Source organism: Vibrio sp. 947, from assembly GCF_033339115.1.
Classification (GTDB): domain Bacteria; phylum Pseudomonadota; class Gammaproteobacteria; order Enterobacterales; family Vibrionaceae; genus Vibrio; species Vibrio alginolyticus.
On sequence record NZ_JAWOTX010000005.1, the window covers coordinates 159,403 to 180,752 of the forward strand.

13 protein-coding genes are annotated in these 21,350 nt (G+C 44.6%); 5 read left to right on the forward strand and 8 right to left on the reverse strand.

Going from position 1 to position 21,350, the window contains the following annotated elements; translation table 11 throughout:
• The 6 genes from R7Q39_RS08370 to hemL all read right to left on the reverse strand — a co-directional run bounded on the left by R7Q39_RS08370 (nt 1) and on the right by hemL (nt 11,063).
• Nucleotides 1–987 carry an ABC transporter permease gene (locus R7Q39_RS08370; RefSeq protein ID WP_005380038.1) on the reverse strand — a complete coding sequence of 329 codons (987 nt, stop codon included), beginning with the start codon at nt 985–987 and terminating at the stop codon, nt 1–3.
• 170 nt (nt 988–1,157) lie between these two features.
• Nucleotides 1,158–2,840 carry an ABC transporter substrate-binding protein gene (locus R7Q39_RS08375; protein WP_005380037.1) on the reverse strand — a complete coding sequence of 561 codons (1,683 nt, stop codon included), beginning with the start codon at nt 2,838–2,840 and terminating at the stop codon, nt 1,158–1,160.
• A gap of 781 nt (nt 2,841–3,621) precedes the next feature.
• Complete coding sequence (locus tag R7Q39_RS08380) at nt 3,622–7,008, reverse strand: response regulator (protein ID WP_318075995.1); 3,387 nt, start codon at nt 7,006–7,008, stop codon at nt 3,622–3,624.
• A 226-nt stretch (nt 7,009–7,234) separates the two neighbouring features.
• Entirely contained in the window at nt 7,235–8,260 is a 1,026-nt protein-coding gene (gene rsmC, locus R7Q39_RS08385) for a 16S rRNA (guanine(1207)-N(2))-methyltransferase RsmC (RefSeq protein WP_017820412.1), read from the reverse strand.
• Nucleotides 8,261–8,336: 76 nt separating this feature from the next.
• Complete coding sequence (locus tag R7Q39_RS08390) at nt 8,337–9,422, reverse strand: AI-2E family transporter (protein ID WP_085569821.1); 1,086 nt, start codon at nt 9,420–9,422, stop codon at nt 8,337–8,339.
• A gap of 345 nt (nt 9,423–9,767) precedes the next feature.
• Entirely contained in the window at nt 9,768–11,063 is a 1,296-nt protein-coding gene (gene hemL / locus R7Q39_RS08395) for a glutamate-1-semialdehyde 2,1-aminomutase (RefSeq protein ID WP_005380032.1), read from the reverse strand.
• Between the two features lie 246 nt (nt 11,064–11,309).
• On the opposite strand from hemL, the gene erpA reads away from it, so the two are divergent.
• The 3 genes from erpA to vmeK all read left to right on the forward strand — a co-directional run bounded on the left by erpA (nt 11,310) and on the right by vmeK (nt 15,986).
• Nucleotides 11,310–11,651: an iron-sulfur cluster insertion protein ErpA gene (erpA, locus tag R7Q39_RS08400; protein WP_005380031.1), complete on the forward strand. Its 342-nt coding sequence runs from the start codon at nt 11,310–11,312 to the stop codon at nt 11,649–11,651.
• Nucleotides 11,652–11,756: 105 nt separating this feature from the next.
• On the forward strand, nt 11,757–12,872 hold the full coding sequence (locus R7Q39_RS08405) for an efflux RND transporter periplasmic adaptor subunit (RefSeq protein ID WP_171343197.1): 1,116 nt from the start codon (nt 11,757–11,759) through the stop codon (nt 12,870–12,872).
• Nucleotides 12,873–12,881: 9 nt separating this feature from the next.
• Complete coding sequence (vmeK, locus tag R7Q39_RS08410) at nt 12,882–15,986, forward strand: multidrug efflux RND transporter permease subunit VmeK (RefSeq protein WP_104975565.1); 3,105 nt, start codon at nt 12,882–12,884, stop codon at nt 15,984–15,986.
• Between the two features lie 64 nt (nt 15,987–16,050).
• On the opposite strand, the gene R7Q39_RS08415 is transcribed toward vmeK, so the two are convergent.
• On the reverse strand, nt 16,051–17,343 hold the full coding sequence (locus R7Q39_RS08415; RefSeq protein WP_318075996.1) for a peptidoglycan DD-metalloendopeptidase family protein: 1,293 nt from the start codon (nt 17,341–17,343) through the stop codon (nt 16,051–16,053).
• Between the two features lie 130 nt (nt 17,344–17,473).
• Between R7Q39_RS08415 and tyrS the strand changes: the two genes are divergently transcribed.
• Entirely contained in the window at nt 17,474–18,661 is a 1,188-nt protein-coding gene (tyrS, locus tag R7Q39_RS08420; protein ID WP_017820416.1) for a tyrosine--tRNA ligase, read from the forward strand.
• A gap of 418 nt (nt 18,662–19,079) precedes the next feature.
• Nucleotides 19,080–19,925, forward strand: a complete 846-nt coding sequence (locus tag R7Q39_RS08425; protein ID WP_005380062.1) for a magnesium transporter — start codon at nt 19,080–19,082, stop codon at nt 19,923–19,925.
• On the opposite strand, the gene dacB is transcribed toward R7Q39_RS08425, so the two are convergent.
• The gene (dacB, locus tag R7Q39_RS08430) at nt 19,904–21,325 is read right to left on the reverse strand and encodes a serine-type D-Ala-D-Ala carboxypeptidase (RefSeq protein WP_104975563.1); all 1,422 of its coding nucleotides are present in this window, start codon (nt 21,323–21,325) and stop codon (nt 19,904–19,906) included. The genes R7Q39_RS08425 and dacB overlap by 22 nt on opposite strands.
• Between the last annotated feature and the right edge of the window lie 25 nt (nt 21,326–21,350).

The following is a 21,350-nucleotide window of genomic DNA, read 5'->3' on the forward strand; positions in this document are numbered from 1 at the left end:
TTATTTGCCTCCCGTACGTAGGCGAGGGTCTAGAATCATGTACAGCATGTCAGCCATTAAGTTGAAGCACAGCATGAACATCGTCATGATAATTAACTGACCTTGAAGTACTTGGTAGTCACGAGCGTGAATTGCGTTTAGAAGAACCGTACCTAGGCCTGGGTAGTTGAAAATCATCTCGATGATTAATTGACCTCCAATGGCCATACCTAAAGACATAGACAGTGCGGTAACACTTGGAAGTAGTGCGTTACGTGCGGCGTAATTAAAGACGACGCGGTTTTCACTCAGCCCTTTACCTTTAGCCATCGTGATATAGTCTTCGGCGAGAAGGTTGATCATGTTGTTACGCATGTTAACTAGGAAGCCACCAATTTGAACGATGGTTGCACAGAATAGAGGTAGTACAGCGTGGTAACCCACGTTCTTGATGAACTCCCAGCTTGTCCAATCAGGAATAGTACCTGGCGTGTAAGCATAGCCAGATGGGAACCATTTCAGGCCAATCGCAAAGGTAAACAGTGCTAACATTGCGATAACCATTTGTGGAATCGCTTGAATGATCAATGTGCCAGGCGTTACGAATGCATCGTACTTACTACCGCGCTTCCAGGCGGCAAAAATACCAAGGACAGAAGCGATGGAGAAAGAAAGTACAACCGCAGTACCAGCTAGAAATAGTGACCAGCCAAATGCACTACCTAGTAAAGAATTAACTGAAAGAGGGTAGAACTGGATTGAGGTGCCCAATTCCCAACTTAGAATGTTTTTAATGTACGAGAAGTACTGAATGTAAATTGGCCCATCAACGAAACCGAGCAGTTCTTTCATTGCTGCGATTCGTTCTGGAGTCACCTGTACTGAAGCATTAGCAAACATCATGGTAACTGGGTCACCAGGCATTGCTCGCGGAATAATAAAGTTTAACGTCGCTGCAACTAAGAGCGCGACAAGATAGAACGACAAACGTCTTAAAAAATAACCCATAACTCACACCTTACTCACCCAGATTTTTTCCCTGTTTCTGGTTTCAGGTCGCTCCTAGCGAAATTTAGAGCGAAAAATCCCCTGACGACGAGCGCCACATATTGGTTTCGTTAACAAGGGATTTTTATAGGCGGCACACGGGATGTATGCCGCTTGAAATGAACTTCTACTTATTTAACTGGTTTTAGGTCCAGTACGTGAAGTAGACGCTCTGGGATACCTGCCCAAATGTTTGGACGGCCCTTAGGGTTTTCTTCGTTCCACCAACCAGTGAAGCGAGTTGTGTTGTATTGGTACATGTACGCGCCAGATAGCACAGGAATAGTTACTTGGTCCTGAGCAATGATCTTCTGAATGCCATGAGCGATCTCTAGCTGTTCTTGCTTATCTGCTGTCTTGTAGAAGCTGTTAAGAAGACCGTCTAGCTTATCGTTCTTGTAGAAGTGCATTGCAAAGCGAGGCATGCCGTCACCAGCTTGTAGCTTCGAGTTGTAGCCACTATCCCAGTACAAGTGTGGATCTGCACCGTGGAAGTAGTTGGTGTAAGCAACGTCGTAAGTACCTTCTAGCATAGCTTGGTTGTATACCGAGAAGTCCGGTGTACGAGCACGAGCTTTAATGCCCACTTCTGCTAGTTGCTCAACGGCTAGTTGTACCGTGTTGTTGAAGTCAGTCCAACCGTTTGGTGATTGAATTAGAAGCTCGAAAGACTTGCCAGATGGTGTATCCACAAAGCCATCTTTGTTTACATCTTTGAAGCCAGCTTTAGCTAGAAGCTTTTTCGCACCTTCCGCGTTGTATGTGTTGTAGCCTTTGTACTTGTTGTGCGTCTCTTCATCAGACCAAGCTTCGAATGCGTAGCCAAGGCCAGATGCGAAGTCGTTCACTGTACCGCCGCCGTAGAAAGCGATATCAATGATAGTTTGACGGTCTAGCGCCATAGAGAACGCACGACGGAAGTCAACGTTAGTTAGTGCTTCGTTTTTCGCAGCGTCTGGGTTTTTGAAGTTCACCACAAATGCTTGAGTACCCGCTGGTGGGTACCAGTAGTGGTGATTCGGACTTGCTGCAGCGTACGTACGGTCGATGTCTGGTACGAATGAAGACGTCCAGTCCATTTCGCCGTTAACGATTTTGCCCAAGAATTGGTCGTTGTTCGCGATTTGCGGCACACGCAGACAGTCTACATCTAGGTTGTCTGCATCCCAATAATTCGGGTTCTCACACTGGATATATAGCTGCGGTGTGAAAGTGTCGATTTCGGTAAATGGACCACTGCCTACTGGATTTTCGTTTGTGAATGTTGCTGGATCTTTTACTTTGCTCCATACGTGCTTAGGTACGACGGGTACTTTCGCAATTTCGTAAGGAACGTTTGAGTTTGCTTCGCTTAGACGGAATTTAACTTGGTAGTCGTTAACTTTTTCTACGCCAGTCACCCAAGAGTTGATACCAGATTGGTCTAGCTCTGGCTTCTCTTTAACTAGGTTGAAAGAGTAAACAACATCATCAGCGGTAAACGCTTTGCCATCAGACCATTTTACGCCCTTACGGATATCGAAGGTTACGCTCATCAGGTCATCAGCCATGGTAAAGTTTTCTGCTAGACGAAATACAGGCGTGTTACCGTGCATTTCGTTAAAAACAACTAGCGGCTCGTAAATAAAGTCGGTTGTTGTGTGCAGGTTAGTTGCACCCAAGAAAGGGTTAAAGTTACGAACGAAAGTTGTAAACTCTTTAGGGTGGATAGTCAGTTCACTGCGTTCAGCCGCAGTAGCTACCGATGCAAAACCTGTAGTAGCCGTTGCAATAATTGCTGTTGCTAGTGCTGTTTTTTTAATATTGGCAAGCATAGCTGTTCCTTACTATTTGCTTTCATTTCACTAAATGGAATTGAATGTCATCAATTGATAAACACTCTCTAAGACCTACCTCTTGTACATGCCTTACTCATTACAACATTGAGTTTCGCCAAGAGTGGCCTGTAGGCCTTAGGCAGGAGTAAGAAAACACCTTATCCATAAAATAATCAAACTTGATTCCCGTTAAAAACGTTAAAATCTCTGAGCTCTCCGTTATAAACGTTATTTTGGCTAATTTTAACCAGTAGAGGGACAAAAAATAAACGTTGATATGCGTCGCAGTTTATATCCTTGTTAATAATGAGTGTTGGTGATTACTAACCTGGTGATCCATTTAAAATATACGTTTCTTGCTTGGTTTCTAGGTTCGGAGATCTCGCTCACATGCAGAAATGGTGTTAATTAATCAGCTAAAAATTAATCTGCCGTTCTGTTGTGATTAAGTTCGCAATCTCTATCAATAGTTCGTCAAAATCCGCTTGTTATCTGAAAAATGGCCTTTTTTATCGACAGTTTTCTTCCGTTTGTCGTCCTTTTTTTATTGTATGAATGAAGTTTTTTGGTTGCTCGAACTTACCTAATTAAGGCCAGTTAAATGGATAAGATCGTACGTTTTGAAGACCAACAATAGATAGCGATGTCTAACCGAATGTTCGTTATTGGAAATATGTTAATGGGGTAGGAAGAGGCGGTCTCTTTTATCTCTAGGAAGGGAATACTTGAATAACAAAAAAGCCCAGCATGCACGCTGGGCTAGTTTTTTTGATAAATATTAGCTGGTCAATAGTCGCTGTAGTTTATCTCGTTGTGCTTCTATGTATGCTCTCTCGGGGCTCTGTTCTTTGCAGTGTTCGAGAATGAACTCTATCGAGCTTAGCACCGTTCTCCAACGTGGTGTTTTGGGTAATGTTTCTATACGCATGTATTTATCTAAAGTGCGTGTTTGCAAAGTACTACGGTCTAGATAAACGCGCCACAAGCCACTTTGCTCTGCAAATGCGAACTTACTTTCACCCGTTACAGATTCCCAATACTCTAAAGCATGTGTCATTGCGTCTACTAGAACTTCTCGCATAAGTTCTTGCTTGTCTTTTTTATTACCGAGCGCTTTGTCTGCAAGGCGCGTAAATTCTCCGCCAAGCTCTTTTAGCTTTTGCAATTGGTCTTTGTCACCATCAAATGCATAACTTGAAAGCACTTCTACGGCGGTTTCTAGATTATGTATGCGAGCGGCACTGGCTCCACCGCCGACATTAAAGATGTACATGATATCTAACCCTGAACCTTCAGGGAGCTTAAGAATGTCTGCTTCGATGTTCTGACGAATATCTTCAATATAGATATCAATCTTGCCACAGTAATGAGGTTGTTTGACGGTCAGATATTTAGGGGCAATCAGCTCATCAGCAGATGAGCGCTTTAGCTGTTCTAAGCTGCGCTTGAATAGCTTACAAGCAGCTTCGTTAGCAAAGCGAATACGCTTGTCTTCACGTAGACAGATGATAGCTTCAGGAGCCGATTCTAGCTGTTCCAACAAACGACCTTGAGTCTCAAGTAAGCTTGCTTCAACGACTGCACGCTGTCTAAGTTCAGACTCTAGCACTTTGTTTTCCATATGGCGCATTTCTGCTTTACTTGCCGTTAAATGCGCTTGGATACGTGCCGCCAACTCTTGTTTATTAAATGGTTTCGATAAATAGTCGTTGGCTCCTGCCTCAAAACCTCTTACACGATCTTCTGTTTGACTGAGTGCGGTGAGCATAATGATTGGCAACTCGGCATGATCATAGGTTTCACGTAGTTCACTACAAACTTGGTAGCCGCTCATGCCTGGCATCATGATATCCAATAACAGAAGTTCCGGCTTCTCTTGCTCGACGAGCGCTAACGTTTCTGGCCCATCGGAGACAGTACGCACACGATAGCCCTCTAAACGTAAAAAGCTTTCAAGCACGCGTAAGTTTACTGGTTCATCGTCAGCAACATACAGTAACGGGCCGTCTGGGTTCTCTGGAAGTGATAAGTCTTCACTGTTCTCTACATTTACTTCAGGAATTTGGAAGTGCCCGTGCGCAGCTAGAGTCTGGGTTGCTTGGATTTCTTCTTCACTGGCGAGCGGTAAAGTGAAACTGAAGGTAGTTCCGACCATTGGTTGGCTACTGACGTATAACGAGCCTCCCATTAATTCGATCAATTGACGGCTAATGGAGAGCCCAAGTCCTGCACCTTGACGATAACGGCTCGCGTCTTGCCCTGCTTGGATAAGTGGTTCAAAAATATGTTCAAGTTGTTCTGCGGGAATTCCTTGTCCAGTATCCACGACTTGTACGCGTACATGATCATCTACCACATTAGCGGAGATAACAATTTTACCTTCTGAGGTGTATTTAATCGCATTGCCAATCAGGTTATATAGCACTTGTTCAAGGCGTTGCGGGTCAGCTGACACTGCTTTTAAATCCGCTGGGACTTGGTTGATGATGCGGATGGTTTTACTTCCAAGTAAATGGCTAGAAAGCTCTAAAACCAATCGTGTTGCACTGCCCAAACTCACTGCTGATTTCTGGATATCCATGCTTCCATAACGCATTTTATGATAATCCAACAAGTCATCGACTAGATTAGCGAGACGCTGACCACTTTTAATGATGATATCAAGCTGATATTTCTGGCTAGCGGGGATCGCGCCATTGGCGCCGGACGCTAAGGTTTCAGCAATCCCGACCATGCCGTGTAACGGTGTACGAAGTTCATGAGAAGTCGTGGCTAAGAACTCATCTTTTAATTTATCGGCCAATTGCAGTTCTTCATTCTGTTTCTGAATGATCTGTATGTTGCTTTCTAGTTCTTCATTTTGCTTCTTAATGGTTTGAATCTTCTCTCGAATAGAGCGTTGCATTCGTTCAAAGCTTAACGCAAGCCGACCAATTTCATCTTTACGAACCGTATTAAAAGATGTGTCATCAAGATCCCCTGCAGAGACCTTTTCGGCAACCCAAGTCAATTTCAGCAACGGAGAAGTGATAAAGTTTGATAAATAGTGAGAAGCGATCACCACAAGGATAATGGCGATCAACATAGCGATAACGAATAGTTTTTCGAGTTGATGGATACGAGCGAAAGCTTCGTTTTCTGGTAACTGTACGACGAGCGCCCAAATCACACCACGAGTTTCAATCGGTGCATAAGCCGCGATGATCTCTTCACCTAAACCGTTTGTGTAAGTGCCGACACCAAATGCACCAGAGAGTGCTTTATCGATCACTTCTAAACTGTTCTTAATGTCGTCTTGTTTCGTGTTAATTGTGCGAGGTTGGTGATCATTTCCAACCAGCAAGGTGTTAATTGATGACTCTCGGTTGGCGTCTGCGGCTAACTTAGTGATGCCATTATTTGGCAAGCGGAACATGGCATAGCTGTGTAGATAACCTTGCTGAACAATTGGTGCACCTAGCCAAGCGACTGATTTCCCCCTTTCCAGCTCGAAGTCAGACACAATCACAGGAGTGTAGTCTTCGTTTACTTTTCGACGTTCAGTCACATCATCGGCGAGACGCTTGAAAGTTTTGCCAAGTGCCGAGTCTTTGTAGGGGCCTGATAACAAGTTCGTTCCGTAGTTATCGTCTTTGTTGATCGAGTAGGTGACGTTACCATTGATGTCGACCAGCAAAATGTCATTAAAATCAGAGCGCTTGAGGAGCTCCAAGTAGGCCCAATGATAGCGTTTATGCAAAAGTCGGTAACGTTCACTTCCTACATAGTTGGATGACTCGGGTAACGTTGAGGTTTTGATTTGGTCTCCGCTGCCCTCGATGTAGCGCTGTTGGGCGTTTTTACGAGACTCTTCAATATCATTGCCTAAACGACTAAAAGCATTGACGAGACCGTAGAATCGGCCACCACTGGCGTAAGCCAACTCTGAGCGCACAAAGCCCATGACTTCGGTTTCTCGTGCCTCAAAGTAGTCGATGATTTGCTGCTGTTTTGTATCTCGAACAGACAGTAAGTGTGAGGTGCTTTGTTCTTGCAGATCTTTACTGTGGGACTGCAAGAAAAAGATCGCAGTAATGGTAAGAGGTGTGATACTGAGCACCAGAAATGCGGTCATCAGTGTACTCTGAAGGCGCTTAAATTTCTGTTTTTTGTAGAATTTAAACATGGATAAGATTACAACTCATAATGGGCAGTTCTAAAACATACTTCGCTGCCGAGGTTCTCGTTAAAAACGGATAAGATGTTCAACTAGATAGAATTAACAAAATTAACGAGTTTTTTTTCTTTGACAAGAAAGTTAGTTGTAAAGCGTGCAGGGTGACGCAGTTTTTCTTATGAGTGTTGAATTTATGAGAAAAAATCGCGCAGGTTTGTGCCTGCGCGGAGGGAAGTTATGATTTTTTCGCGTAGTAGATAGAAAATTTATTGGTCTTATTTAGCGTCTCGCAATTATTAAACGCCCGCTCGATAATTGGTGGGTATTTTAAGAAGCTATTCGCGACAATCACCATTTCGCCGTCTTTGGTTAAATATTGTGGTGCCTGACCCAACAAGGTTTCCGCTGCGTTGTAATTTGTGTCTAAACCACTGTGGAATGGCGGGTTGCTGACGATAAAGCGGTAGTCTTTTGCGGTATCCGAGTATATATCTGATGCAAATACGCGTCCGGATAAACCATTCGCTTCTAATGTGGCTTGGCTAGAAGTGATCGCATAAGCATTAATGTCACACATCTCAATCGCGATCTCTGGATTCGCTTTCGCCATAAACGCACCGAGCACACCTGCACCACAACCAAAGTCGAGCACTTTGCCCGACAGCTTAGGTAAGGTTTCAAGCAGCAATCGGCTACCTAAGTCGAACTCGCCATGGCTGAATACGCCAGGTAGGCTCTTAACCGCTAGCGACTGCTCACCGAGTGTAACAGTGTAAGACTTAAACCAATCTGCTTGGTTGAAAGGTTTTGGTTCATTGAGGCAATTACCCCAGTAAAATGAGCAGCGACGAGCAGAGTCGTACTTGTTCACAGGGCCGTATTCTTGGAACATCTTCTCGATGCTCTTGATGCCGGAGCGGTTTTCACCAACGATGACGATTTCGGTGTTAATGCCCAGTTTCGCCATCAACATCGCCAGCAAGTATTCTGCTTCAGCTTTTGCTTTTGGCCAGTATAAAAGGACCATGTCTGCTTTTGTTTCAACATCAAATACAGAGCCAAAATGACTTTTCACTTTGTCAGATGTTTGAATTTGGCGGTAGTAGCTATAGTTGGAAGTAAACACTTCAACAGACTCACAATGAGCCACTAACTCAAGAGGAAATAGGTCTTCAACTTCACCAGCGACTAAAACGTGTTTTCCGTTGAAGTATTCAAGTTGGCGCTGAGCTATTTGGCTAGGAGCGATATAAGCAGACATAAATTTGGTTCATCAGGAATAATTTGGGGCAGATTTTCGCACAATCTGCCCCAAGCTTGAAGTGATTAAGCGGTGACTAGCTGTTGTCTTGTTGGTTAAGGAAGTCTTTGAATTCTTCCTCGTAGATATTAAACAGTACCATGGTCACGGCAAAAATAAGTGGGCCGTAGATAAGACCAATCAAACCAAACAGATGCAGACCACCCAGTAATGAGAAGAAAATCATAAGGGTATTCATGCCGGCGCTGCCTTGCATTAGCAACGGACGTAATAGGTTATCTATAGAGCCAACGATAACTACACTCCACACCGTCAAGAAGATAGCCCAAGTCATATCGCCTGTTAAGAACAAGTACGCTGCTGCAGGAATCCAGATTAGCGCGGTTCCTACCACTGGAATGAATGATGCAAAGCCCATCATTGTTCCCCAAAATAACCCAGGGAAACCGGCGAGCCACATACCGATACCGCCAGCCAAACCTTGAGCAATCGCTGTCATGAATGAGCCCATTACGGCTGATTTAGAAACTTGCTCTATCTCTGTCAATATGCGGTCTTCTTGGCTACGTGAGAGTGGCAGGATATGACGAATCGCAGAGATAATTTTGTCGTGGTCACGAAGCAGAAAAAACAGCACAAACAGCATTAAGAAGAAGTTCATTAGGAAGTTGGTTGCGTCTCCTAAAATCTTTGCGCTGATAGCGACTAAGTTAGAGCCAAACGATGTGGCAAATTGCCCAATTTTCTCAGCAATGGCTTTGGGCTCGATTTTATCAAAAGGTAAGTACTCATTAACAATCGCTAAGCCTTTGATAACGAAAGGATGTTGGAATATATCTTGGATACCACCATTGGTAACCCAATTATATGTATTTTGTGAGAAAACAGAGCCTTGCTGAACAATGGCGGCAAACACAAATAAAAGCGGGATAACAATAATAAACGTCAAGACGACACATGACAGCAGTGCCGCCATATTGGGGTGCTGGGGAATTTTCTGCTCAAACCATTCGTGTATCGGAAACATGAGCAAAGAAATGATAAAAGCCATCACAATGGAATTGATATATGGCTCAACCAATAAGTAGCAAGCAAAAGCAGCGGCGAGTAAAGCAACCATTAGTACTCGGTGACTCGACGTTATTTTTACATTATTTGGCATGGTATTAGTCCAACTTACAGGTGACGTTTACGGTTTATGCCTTCAATGATGGCGTGTAACCTTTATTACTTTGCACTCTTAACTCTTTCAAGCTTATGACAATGCCGAATTAGAGCAGGGCGATGTACCTTGCTATAATGACTACAAATCAGTCGGTTATCAATCAAGAGATGAGCTATGGGTTGTTGCAACGGTGATAAAAAGTGTCAAACTGAGAAAAAAGCTAAGCGAATACCGTGGTTTGGCATTGTCGTTGGGGTATTAGCGATATTGGTTATTTTGAATTGGCAATAAAAAAGGACCGTTACGGTCCTTTTCTAAATGCGTTATCGCCGTTTTTAGCGATTATTTCGCTTCTTCTGCAAGAACAGCAAAACAGCGGTCAGCCGCTTCTAATGTGGCATCAATCTCTTTTGAACCATGAGCGAGTGAAGTAAAGCTCGCTTCAAACGCAGATGGCGCAAGGTAGACACCGTGTTTTAGCATTAAGTGGAAGAAACGCTTGAAGCGTTCTACATCGCACTTCGTTACGTCTTCGTAGCAAGTTACTTTTTCCTGGTCAGTGAAGAAGAAGCCGAACATACCGCCCACTTGGTTAACAACTAGCGGAATACCGTGTTTTTCTGCTAGAGACTTAAAGCCTTCAGCAAGTTGTTTCGTTTTAGAAGCTAGGCGCTTTTCGTTGCCTTCTTCTTTTAGAAGGTTCAAACATGCGTAGCCTGCTGCCATTGCGACAGGGTTACCGGAAAGGGTACCAGCTTGGTAAACTGGGCCTGTAGGTGCAACGTATTGCATCACTTCTTTACGGCCACCGAAAGCACCTACTGGCATACCGCCACCAATCACTTTACCCAGTGTCGTTAGGTCGGGTTTGATGTTGTAGTGTGCTTGCGCGCCGCCTAGAGCAACACGGAAGCCTGTCATTACTTCATCAAAAATTAGTAGCGCGCCTTCTTGATCACAGATTTCACGTAGCCCTTCGTGGAAGCCTTCCACTGGTGGAATACAGTTCATGTTGCCTGCTACTGGCTCAACGATGATACAAGCAATTTCGCCTTTGTTAGCAGCAAATAGCTCGCGTACAGAATCTAGGTCGTTGAATGTTGCTGTTAGCGTGTGCTTAGCAAAATCTGCAGGAACGCCAGGAGAGCTTGGTTGACCTAGAGTTAGTGCACCAGAACCTGCTTTTACTAGCAAGCTGTCAGCGTGGCCGTGGTAACAACCTTCAAATTTCATGATCTTGTCGCGACCGGTGAAGCCACGTGCAAGACGAATCGCGCTCATCGTAGCTTCAGTACCAGAACTTACCATGCGGATTTGCTCCATTGATGGAACAAGCTCAGAAACTAATTCTGCCATCGCGATTTCAAGTTCTGTTGGCGCACCGAAGCTAAGACCGCGTTGCGCTGCATCAATTACTGCTTCGCGGATAACTGCGTGGTTGTGGCCAAGAATCATTGGACCCCAAGAGCCAACGTAATCAATATACGCTTTACCATCGGCATCAAAAATCAGTGGACCGTCTGCTCGTTCGATAAATAGCGGAGAACCGCCAACGCCGTTGAATGCACGAACTGGTGAATTGACACCGCCAGGGATGGTTTGCTGAGCTTTTTGATACAGCTCTGATGATTTGGTCATGGGGTTATCCTCTTTTGATTGCTCGGACCAAGTGGAGCGCATTGTACCTAGCTATAATCAAGTTAGAAACGTTTTGCTTAATTTATGTGTTGTTTCGCAGTGTAATCTTATATATCCGCATCTGTTATAAAGAATCGGCGGCGAATACTTGAACGAGTTTGTCAGGTATTGGATAATCGTCTCAATTAGCACAAATTTGACGTCTTGCTTCAGGCTTGACGCATTACACGAGTGAGAGAGGTCTTCGTGAGCGAAGTAAACGTACCATTATCTTTTTCTGACGCAGCAGCATCTCGCGTTAAAGCATTGATTGCTGAAGAAGAAAACCCAGCATTGAAACTGCGCGTATACATTACTGGCGGCGGCTGCAGCGGCTTCCAATACGGCTTTACTTTTGATGAAAATGTAAACGAAGGCGATACGACAATCGTAAACAGTGGTGTAACACTGGTTGTAGACCCTATGAGTCTGCAATATCTCGTTGGCGGTATTGTTGACTACACAGAAGGGTTGGAAGGAGCGCGCTTCTTCGTAAATAACCCCAATGCAACGACAACATGTGGTTGTGGTGCATCGTTCAGTGTGTAATTAACACCTAACAGGCAGCTAATGGCTGCCTGTGCTTTATGTAGAAGGATGTCACGTAAAGCGCACGCTCGCAGATATGCAGAGAAATAATAAAAAGGACTTTATATGTCTGGACTTTCTTTTGGACGCCGAATTGTCGAGCGCCCTTGGCTAGTATCTCTTATCCTCGTCTTACTTCTTGTTGCATGGCTAACCATCGGCCAACTCAAAGCACAAGATGATCATCCTAACTCTTCAACATCCACGAACACGACACCACTTGCAAAGGTGATGTTTGATACTTTTCTTGCCGAACCTACCAGTAAAACCATTGAATTGTATGGACGAACAGCGCCCAATCGTCAAGCGCGTCTTGGCGCCGAAGTTGCCGGTAAAATAGTCAGTCTTAACATAAAGAAAGGCCAAGCGGTCAAACAGGGACAAGTGATCGCAAACATCGATAAGCGCGACCTTGGCATTCAACTTAAACGGGCCCAGGCGATGCTGTTGGTTAAAGAGAAAGAGTTTAATGCAGCTAAATCGCTAAAAAGTCGTGGACTGCAAGGTGAGGTTGCATTTGCGACAGCGCAAGCAGCGTTGGTAGATGCACGTGCGAATTTGAGTAACGTGCAAACGGCTTTAAGAAATACTGAGGTTAAAGCGCCATTTGATGGCATCGTAGAGCACCACTTTGTTGAGTTAGGTGATTTTGTCGGGATTGGCGATCCTATTGCGACGGTCATTGATTTGGATACTTTAGTGATTGAAGCCGATGTCAGTGAACGGCATATACAATACCTTAAGGAAGGCCTAGAAGCCGACGTAAGAACCATTAACCAACAGCATCATCAAGGTCGTGTGCGCTACATTGGACGTGTTTCTTCTGCTTCTACTAATACATTTCCAATTGAAATCGAAATTGATAATCAAGACGCAAGAATTTCTGCCGGTATGAGCGCAGAAGTACAGCTGCCTTTGAGTGAAGTGTTGGCGGTAAAGATTACGGCTGCCATGTTAGCACTAGATGAAGAAGGTAACTTAGGTGTCAAGACACTGCGTAATGAGCATGTTGAGTTTGTTCCAATTCAACTCGTTAAGGCCGAGGATGATGGTGTGTGGCTCTCTGGGTTAGGAGAGCGTGTAGACATTATCGTGCTGGGACAAGGTTTTGTGCGAGATGGTGATCAAGTACTGGCCAATAAAGTTGATGACGTAGTTCTTGAAGCAGCTAATGAGCAGTAAGGAGCACCTATGTACACTCTGATTGATGCTGCGTTATCTCGCGCTCGCACTATGCTGACATTATTGGTGATGATATTAATTGCAGGTGTCATTACTTACGTCACAATCCCCAAGGAATCGAGCCCTGATATTACCATTCCGATCATTTATGTTTCTGTTGGACATCAAGGTATTTCTCCTGTCGATGCCGAGCGTTTATTGGTTCGCCCAATAGAGCAAGAGCTGCGTTCAATTGAAGGCGTAAAAGAGATGACCTCTGTGGCATCAGAAGGTCATGCTTCGGTGACGCTGGAATTTAGTGTCGGAGTGGATCTTGATAAAGCGATGGCAGATGTGCGTGATGCGGTTGATCTTGCGAAGCCAAAGTTACCAGAGGACAGTGATGAGCCAACGGTAAACGAAGTCACGTTTGCATCTGAAGAGCCTGTGTTGACCGTTGTGCTCTATGGCACCGTACCAGAGCGAACCATTGTTCAGATTGCCAGAACGTTACGTGATCGTTTGGAAAGTTTCCGTCAGATTCTTGAGGTTGAAATCGCAGGAGATCGCGAAGACATCGTGGAGATAGTTGTCGATCCGCTATTGATGGAAAGCTACGGTCTCGATCAAGCGGATATCTATAATTTAATCGCCTTGAATAACCGAGTTGTGGCAGCGGGGTTTGTCGATACTGGGTATGGACGCTTTTCGGTAAAAGTCCCATCGGTTTTTGATTCACTGAAAGATGTGCTTGAATTACCGATCAAGGTGAATGGCAAAGAGGTGATCACTTTTGGCGATGTGGCGACAGTACGGCGTGCATTTCGCGATCCTGAAAGTTTTGCTCGTTTAGATGGCGAATCTGCCATCGTTTTGGACGTAAAAAAACGGGCAGGGGAAAACATTATTGAAACGGTTGAGTTGGTAAAAGAAGTACTGGCTCAGGGACAGAAGCGCGCCGAGTGGCCCGACAATTTGCAAGTTAAATACACTTGGGATCAATCCGACGATGTCAAATTGATGCTCAGTGATCTACAAAACAATATCTTATCCGCAATTATCCTCGTAGTTATCGTCATTATTGCCATATTGGGGGTTAGGACCGCGCTTCTCGTGGGGATTTCTATTCCAGGATCGTTCTTGACTGGGTTGTTGGTGTTATCGGTATTTGGGCTGACGGTCAATATCGTCGTACTGTTTGCTTTAATTATGGCGGTAGGCATGTTGGTGGATGGTGCCATTGTGGTGACAGAGTTTGCAGATCGGCGCATGCAAGAAGGAACGCCACGTAAAGAAGCCTATCGAGATGCAGCAAAGCGAATGGCCTGGCCTATTACCGCATCCACAGCAACCACATTGGCTGCGTTTGCTCCGTTACTTTTCTGGCCAGACATCACTGGTGAGTTCATGAAGTACTTACCACTTACTTTAATTGCTACCTTGGCCGCTTCGCTGATGATGGCTTTATTGTTCGTTCCTGTCATCGGTGGGATCATTGGCAAGCCTCAAGTAGTCAATCAGAAAGCTCAGCGAGAAATGGTGGAGCTGCATAACGGCAACTTTGAAAAAGCGACTGGCATTACCAAGCTTTATTACCAGACTCTGTCGGTAGCGATTCGTCATCCATGGAAAGTCTTACTCAGCGCGATACTGCTAGCGGCAGGTGTCGGCTTCACTTACAACAAAGCTGGCTTGGGTGCAGAGTTTTTCCCTGAAGTGGACCCTGCCTTTTTTACCGTTAAAGTTCGTTCTTATGGTGACCTGTCTATTCACGAAAAAGATGTTGTTATGCGCGAAATCGAGAAGGTGATGCTCGGTCATGACGAGTTTGAAAGTGTCTACACGCGCACAGGAGCGAGCGATAATGGGGACGAGATTGGCCAGATTCAAATAACGCCTGTGGATTGGCAGTATCGACGCAAAGTGAAAACCATTATTGAGGAACTAAAAGAGACGACAGACCGCTTTTATGGTGTTGAACTTGAGTATAAATTCCCGGACGCAGGACCGCCTGTCGAGCATGATCTCGTGATTGAAGTATCATCACGAAACTTGAGTGTTAGTGCGTTAGATGAAGCGGCCAAAAAAGTACGACATTGGGCTGATGGTAATCCTGCACTGACCAACTTGAGTGATACCACTAATAAGGAAGGGATTGATTGGCAAATTGATATCCAGCGAGATGACGCTTCTCGCTTTGCAGCGGATGCTACCTTAGTCGGGAATACCGTCCAGTTTGTTACGAACGGCTTGAAAATAGGCGATTATTTGCCCGATGATGCGGATGAAGAAGTCGATATTTTGGTGCGCTATCCGCAAGATAAGCGCGACATAGGTCGATTTGATCAACTGAGAGTGAAAACGGCAGCTGGTCTGGTACCGATTACGAATTTTGCTCAAATCAAACCAGATCATAAGCAAGACACTATTCGTCGGGTCGACGGTCATCGAGTTATCAATATTAAAGCGGATATGGTGGAAGGTTACAATTTGGCGCTTGAGTTACCTAAGATTGCCGCTGGAATGGAACAGCTCGACTTACCGGAAGGCATTGAATATAAGATTCGGGGTCAAAATGAAGAGCAGGAAAACTCATCAGCATTCTTGCAAAATGCTTTTATTGTCGCGCTTGGTGTGATGGCTTTGATTTTAATTACGCAGTTTAATAGCTTTTATCAAGCTTTCTTAATCCTTAGTGCAGTGCTGTTTTCTACCGTTGGTGTCTTCGCCGGGTTACTTATTTTCCAAAAGCCATTTGGCATCATTATGTCGGGAATTGGAGTGATTGCGTTGGCTGGTATCGTGGTAAACAACAATATTGTTTTAATCGATACTTATAATCAGATGCGTAAACGTGGCTTAGAAAAATCTGAGGCTATTTTGCGTACGGGTGTGCAGCGTTTAAGACCCGTTTTACTTACGACGGTGACCACCATATTAGGCTTATTGCCAATGGTGTTAGAAATGAACATCGACTTAGTTAATCAGAAAGTGGAGTTTGGCGCACCAAGCACTCAATGGTGGTCTCAGCTTGCGACCGCTGTCGCGGGTGGTTTGGCGTTTGCGACTTTGCTAACGTTAATTCTGACACCGTGTTTGCTTATGCTCGGGAGAGAGCATCACTCCGAACAGTAAGCTTTATCGTGATGATATCGACAAAACAAAAAGGGCAGCTTCGCTGCCCTTTTCAATACCTGGCTTACTTCATTGCTAGCAGTTTGCTGTAGCGTTCAAGCTTGTCCATGCTAATTTTCGCGTTTGCCATGAAAGTTTGTCTCGCTTTGCCTGTCAGGGATTTAGATTGTGGCAAATTCACCGTGCGCGGGTTTTTATGGACACCATTCACAAGGAACTCATAGTGCAGGTGAGGGCCAGTTACACGGCCAGTTCCGCCAAGCGTACCGATGGTTTGGCCTTGCTTAACGCGTTGACCAGCTCGTACAGTACGTTTGGTTAAGTGCAGGTACTTGGTAATGTAAGTATTGCTATGTTTAATGAAAACGTAGTTACCATTAAATTTGTTGTAAGACGATTTTTGAACAACGCCATCACCAGCCGCCCAAATCGGGGTGCCCACTGGTGCTGCATAGTCCGTGCCTCTATGAGGACGAACGCGTCCCGTCACTGGATGTAAGCGGCGTGGGTTGAAATTAGACGAAACTCGACGGAAGTCCAACGGCGCGCGTAAGAATGCTTTTTTCATTGCACGCCCATTTTCGTCGTAATACTTGCCACTTTTCTGATCCAATATTGTGGTAAAGGTATCGCCTTGGTTTTTAAAGATCGCAGCAATGATTTTTCCACGGCCGATTACTTCACCTTCTACCACTTCCTCTTGGTAAAGTACTCGGAAGCTGTCGTTTTTACGAATATCTAAAGCAAAGTCGATGTCCCAACCAAATATGCCAGCCAGTTCCATGATTTGGTTACCATTTAATCCAGAAGATATTCCTGCATTCCAAAAGTTTGATTTGATGGTGGCTTCAGCGTAGTTGTACTGGAAGTCGACTTCTTTTTTATCAACTTCAGAAACGTACTTGCCGTCTTTTAATGTGATACGAAAAGTCTCGAACGCGCTTAGTGTTCTTCTTAGCTGCACCAAGTTGTTATTTTCGTCAAAACCAAATTGCAATCGGTCACCAGGTCGAAGCCGAGTTAACTGTTTTTCCACTTCTTTGTCTGATGACACCAGTTCATGTAATAGACGAGCAGAAAGCCCTACGCGACTAAATAAGATGGCAGCACTCTCGCCATTTTTTACCTTGTATGTCTCCCAGCGTAGCACGGCGGGAACCGCAGGCGATGAACTATTTAGTGCACTGAGTTCGAGGGAAACTGGCACAGGATAATGTTGACCAACTTTTAATCGGCTCTGCTGCGGGTCTAGGTCTTGCGGATCAGGTAAAAAGAAGAGCGCGAAGATAATCAGCGCACTAAAAAAACCGATCAATACTTTGTGCAAGAGTGGAAGTCGGACAAAAATCGAATGCATGAGGTACTTGATTGCTAAATTAAACGGAAAAAGTGACAACTACCTAGTCTAACGTGTTTCAAAATGCATCGCTATTCAAGTAATATGTTCAGCTATTATATTTTTGCCAAATCTGTGGGAGTGAACAAGAATGGCGAGCATTGAAGCTGCACTAGCCGAGATTAAGCGCGGTGTTGAAGAGCTGATTCCAGAAGAAGAGCTAATCGCAAAACTAAAAGAAGACCGTCCTCTACGTATTAAATTGGGCGCTGATCCAACAGCACCTGACATTCACCTAGGACATACGGTTATTTTCAATAAGCTTCGCTTGTTCCAAGAACTAGGTCATGAAGTGACGTTCCTAATCGGTGACTTCACTGCAATGGTTGGTGACCCAACAGGTAAAAACACAACTCGTCCACCGCTAAGTCGTGAAGACGTATTGCGTAACGCTGAAACGTACAAAGAGCAAGTGTTCAAAATTCTCGATCCTGCAAAGACTAAAATTCAGTTTAACTCTGAGTGGCTGTCTGAATTGGGCGCAGAAGGTATGATTCGCCTTGCGGCAAACCAAACCGTTGCTCGTATGCTAGAGCGTGACGACTTTAAAAAGCGTTACGCGGGTGGTCAGCCAATTGCTATTCATGAGTTCATGTACCCACTTCTACAAGGTTGGGACTCAGTAGCAATGGAAACGGATGTTGAATTAGGTGGTACAGACCAGAAGTTCAACCTTCTAATGGGTCGTGAACTGCAAAAGTCTCACGGTCAAAAACCTCAGGTTGTACTGATGATGCCGCTTCTAGTGGGCCTTGATGGCGAGAAGAAGATGTCTAAGTCAGCAAACAACTACATCGGTATCAGCGAAGCGCCAAGCGAAATGTTTGGTAAAATCATGTCTATTTCTGATGACTTAATGTGGAGCTACTACGAGCTGCTCTCTTTCCGTCCTCTGGAAGAGATTGCTCAATTCAAAGCTGATGTAGAAGCGGGCAAAAACCCTCGTGACATCAAAGTATTGCTAGCAAAAGAAATTATTGCTCGTTTCCACAGTGAAGCCGATGCCGATGCAGCAGAGCAAGAATTCGTAAACCGTTTTGCGAAGAACCAAATTCCTGATGAAATGCCAGAGTTTGACTTTGACGCAGGTCGCCCAGTGAGTAATCTGTTGAAAGAAGCAGGCTTATGTCCATCATCGTCAGATGCGATGCGCATGGTTAAGCAGGGCGCTGTGAAGATTGATGGTGAAAAAATTGCGGACAGCAAATTTGCTCCAGAAGCGGGTACTTACGTGTTCCAAGTAGGCAAACGTAAATTTGCTCGTATTACTATTCAGTAATTCATAATGACTGCAAATGAAAGCGTCCGAAGGGCGCTTTTTTTGTATGAAAATTTAGCAAAAACGGCAAAGTAAAACTTCCATACCTGATGAACTTTGCTACTATACTTGCGCTGCCAATAATGGCAGCGCTATCGGAGATTTACATGAACAATACCGACCATCCTCCCAGTCGTTGGGTGAGTAAGATTAAGGGAGCGAAATAACCCGCTTCGGTATTGGCGATCTCCGCCTTACCTAAGTGGTGAGGCATCTTTTCTAATTTTCTTCTCGTTATTTCCTTCATACATTCTGAATAGACAGTGCATTCGCATTGGTTTTCTCTGTGCATCTTAATTGTTGTCTGACTTTTAGCGTGCAAGAGTGGCTTTTCATGCTTTGTCGATGGTCGTTACCAATGCCAATCGGGAGATTCGCCATGACGGTAATGAACAACACTTTTATTGAAACAACACCAAACTTTTCTGAAGTAGAAATTGGTGCAGCTCGCAATGCATTCTTGCAGTACGAGCAAGAGCAACAAGTCCATTTGCTTACGGTTATGCCTATTGATGAGGCTGTAGGTATTTTACAGCATTGCTCTGTCGGCTATGTGAATAGTCTTATTGCTCAACTTGAGCAAGCAGGTCATGACAAACGCGCACGTCATTATGCTCACCAACTGGGTCTGCATATGTCTGAAGTTGATACACCCGATGGTTATTTATCAACTAGTGTTTTAGGGCATGTAAAACAGCGTATTGGATGGATCATTGCGCTGGCTCTTTTAGGGATAGTGTCAGGCTTGATCATCGCTCAGTATGAGGACACCCTTAGTCAGCTTGTTTTACTTGCAGTGTACATGCCAGTGATTGCAGCTGCTGGTGGTAACACAGGAACACAAGCAGCAACTTTGGTGATTCGTGCTCTTGCTACTGGAGAGTTAAAAAAACGCCAATGGTTAGAAGTTTTGTGGAAAGAGAGCCGAGTCGCTCTATTTATTGCGCTAGCAATCGCTATCGTGATGATTGGACGCATTATGTTATTTAGTGCAGGACAATCAACAGGAGGCTTTGAACTGACCGATATCGCACTGGCAATAGCAGTTGCGCTGTTCATTCAAGTCACCATTTCTACAACATTGGGCGGGCTGTTGCCAATTATTGCACGAGCTTGCAAGTTGGACCCGGCCGTATTGGTGAGTCCAGTTCTTGCGTCTATCGTCGATATTTCAGGAATGTGGATTTACTTTAACGTGGTGAACTATTTCTTAGGTATTGCCTGACTAAAGTTCACAATGTCATTGTAAAAAAGCTGCTCAAAATGTGTAATCGGGGCGATGACAGGTGTGTTGTCGTCCCGTTTTTCTGGGAAGTAGTCTGAAACAAACTGAACAAAAATGGTGTTAGGTTGACCATTTTTATCCAAGCCATATCCAGCCATATTGTAAGTCCCGTAGATAGAGCCACTTTTCGCGATCAGCTGTCCTTTAATTGGAAGTTTTCGCATACTTTGTCGGTACTTTAATGTGCCGGATTCACCTGATTTCGGCATGATGGCAATCAATTTGAGTTCGTTTTCATGCTTCCAAATATAGCGCAGCATTTCAGCCATCTTGGTCGCGGAGATCCGGTTATTTCGCGAAAGTCCTGAGCCGTCTTCTAGGCGCGCATTACGAATATCAATACCAGTGTTGGCGAAAATGATCTGCTTGATCGCTTCTGTCCCGTTAGTAAAACTGCCTGGCTGAACGAAAAATTTAGCGCCAAGTGTTTTGGTTAGTGTGTCGGCAATTAAGTTGTCAGAGTTTTTGAGCATATCTTCGAGAATGTCTGGTAAGGCTTTTGATTGATGCATTGCGATGAGCTTTCGCTGCTTTTCTGGCGCCGTACCGACCCTAATCTTTCCTGATACCCCAATGTTGAGCTCCTTGAGCAAAGCCGCCAACCTTTGACTGGTGTAACGCTCAGGGTCTTGAACCGCAAATTTCAGTGGCAATGGTTTGTCTCTTTCAACCAAGCACCCTGTTAGCTTGTAGTTGTTATCGGGATTTGCAACTAAACCTAAGTCACAATGACGACTTTTCTTAATGGTTTTAGAAACTGTTTCTACGGTACTTGTGACACGAATAGGTTGATGCTCTGGTACGTAGACCCGCGTTCCACCATCTTTTTGTGTATAGATAGAGGCTTGTACACAGTTGTTATTGAGTGTGATGGTCGATGCCGGAGCGCTGTAGCAAACTCCCAAGATATCCCATGGCCAGCCCACCGCACGGTTATAACCAGTGAATGCGCTGTTATCGAGCCATAGGTCACCGTTAATCCGTTTTAAGCCATTTTTCTTAGCTAGAGTGAGGAGTGATTTTAAGTCGTTGGTTTGGAGTGTTGGGTCGCCGACAAAGTAAATCACTGCATCTGAGTTCGACGTTTCCAGCTTGGTTCGAAACCGGAAATTATCACCCAGTTCTAGCTTTGCGGCTAATGCGGTGACGATTTTTAATGTACTCGCAGGTGGGAACAGTTGTTCGGTAGGATGAACACCGTCAAGCTCAGCATTTTCACTGAGTTTTTCCGCAACTAAACTGATGCGGGCGCCTTCAGGCAACACCTCTTGATGAGGGTACGCTTGTGAAAAAGCAGAAAGTAATGAAAAGAATATGAGCAAGGGCCAACGTAAACGCATAATGATACTTTCTAAGGTGAGTTAT

What these genes read in the sequence shown, in the direction of transcription:
- R7Q39_RS08390 (WP_085569821.1), bottom strand. Translation starts at nt 9,422, where the DNA reads ATGCCAAATAATGTAAAAATAACGTCGAGTCACCGAGTACTAATGGTT.
- dacB (WP_104975563.1), bottom strand. Translation starts at nt 21,325, where the DNA reads ATGCGTTTACGTTGGCCCTTGCTCATATTCTTTTCATTACTTTCTGCT.
- R7Q39_RS08425 (WP_005380062.1), top strand. Translation starts at nt 19,080, where the DNA reads ATGACGGTAATGAACAACACTTTTATTGAAACAACACCAAACTTTTCT.
- hemL (WP_005380032.1), bottom strand. Translation starts at nt 11,063, where the DNA reads ATGACCAAATCATCAGAGCTGTATCAAAAAGCTCAGCAAACCATCCCT.
- R7Q39_RS08415 (WP_318075996.1), bottom strand. Translation starts at nt 17,343, where the DNA reads ATGCATTCGATTTTTGTCCGACTTCCACTCTTGCACAAAGTATTGATC.
- vmeK (WP_104975565.1), top strand. Translation starts at nt 12,882, where the DNA reads ATGTACACTCTGATTGATGCTGCGTTATCTCGCGCTCGCACTATGCTG.
- tyrS (WP_017820416.1), top strand. Translation starts at nt 17,474, where the DNA reads ATGGCGAGCATTGAAGCTGCACTAGCCGAGATTAAGCGCGGTGTTGAA.
- rsmC (WP_017820412.1), bottom strand. Translation starts at nt 8,260, where the DNA reads ATGTCTGCTTATATCGCTCCTAGCCAAATAGCTCAGCGCCAACTTGAA.
- R7Q39_RS08405 (WP_171343197.1), top strand. Translation starts at nt 11,757, where the DNA reads ATGTCTGGACTTTCTTTTGGACGCCGAATTGTCGAGCGCCCTTGGCTA.
- R7Q39_RS08375 (WP_005380037.1), bottom strand. Translation starts at nt 2,840, where the DNA reads ATGCTTGCCAATATTAAAAAAACAGCACTAGCAACAGCAATTATTGCA.
- R7Q39_RS08380 (WP_318075995.1), bottom strand. Translation starts at nt 7,008, where the DNA reads ATGTTTAAATTCTACAAAAAACAGAAATTTAAGCGCCTTCAGAGTACA.
- R7Q39_RS08370 (WP_005380038.1), bottom strand. Translation starts at nt 987, where the DNA reads ATGGGTTATTTTTTAAGACGTTTGTCGTTCTATCTTGTCGCGCTCTTA.